Raw genomic sequence first — 1,084 nt, forward strand, 5'->3', positions numbered from 1 at the left:
CCGTCCTCGGTTGCCGAGGCCGTCGACGCACTCAGAACCGGCGCGTCATTCGTCCCATGAATGGTGATCTGAATCTGATGCGTTGTGCCGTCGGAAGAGCGAACACGGTAAGTCGCATGCCCTTCCTGCCCGGCAGCCAGCTGCTGAACGGCAGGGTTGCTGTTGTCCGTGACATAACTCCAGCTGCCTGCAGAATCGATATGCAAGTTGCCGCCAAAGGGATCCGAGATCGCGTGCTCTCCGAACTGGCTGTACTGGAAGTGTTCCTGCGACGGGCCGTCGGGATCGCTCACTGTCAGCAGCCCGCTGATCACGATGCGCCCTGTGACATGATCTTCGGTAGCAGAGCCGGTGTCGGTGCCGCCGATGATTGCGGCATCACTGACGGCGGCAAGCGTGGTCGTTGCACCGGTGTGGGTGACGCCGCCATGGGCGTCCTTGACGTCATAGGTAAAGTGAACCGCGCCGTTGTAGTCGCGCGCAGGCGTGAACGTATAGGTGCCATCACCATTGTCCCGGATCGAACCGTGATCGGCGCGCAGACCTGCGATGGACAGCTTGCCTGCATCATTGGCGTCCACTTCGACCGTGTTGGCCAACAGCTGTGCCTTGGTCAGTGTTTGCGCGGTGTCCTCGGTGCCGGGCGTGAGCGCAACTTCGGACGAACAGTAAGGGCGGTCATTGCTACCATGGATCGTGATCGTGATGTCATGCGCGGTACCGTCCTTGGAATAGACAGTGATCGTGTCGGTCAGCGTTTGCCCTTCGCCAAGCTGGTCGATCGCCGTGCCGCGCGTGGTAGTCCTGCCGCCAGTCACACGGATGTGACCTGCATCGCCGTAATAGTGCCAGGAGCCGTCCGAGTTCAGCCGCAGATCGCCATAGGTCCCAGAGTAGTTCATACCCATACTGCCGCGAGTGTCGAACTCGTTTTCCCCAACGTCTGGATCAAGGATAGTAAGTTGCCCGTCGGCATAGAGCTGTGCCCGGCCCAGGGTTGTCATACCCGGTTGCGCATAATCAGGTGACATATCCTGACCGGCTTTGCTCTCGGTCACATCACCAGTGTCCACGCCGCCGATGA

Annotated in this window: 1 protein-coding gene; it reads right to left on the reverse strand. The window is 60.1% G+C overall.

The annotated features are described in order from the left end of the window. On the reverse strand, positions 1-1,084 hold a 1,084-nt coding region (locus BM069_RS19585; protein ID WP_170846806.1), incomplete at both ends, for a VCBS domain-containing protein.

It is taken from the genome of Shimia haliotis (genome assembly GCF_900114415.1).
Classification (GTDB): domain Bacteria; phylum Pseudomonadota; class Alphaproteobacteria; order Rhodobacterales; family Rhodobacteraceae; genus Shimia; species Shimia haliotis.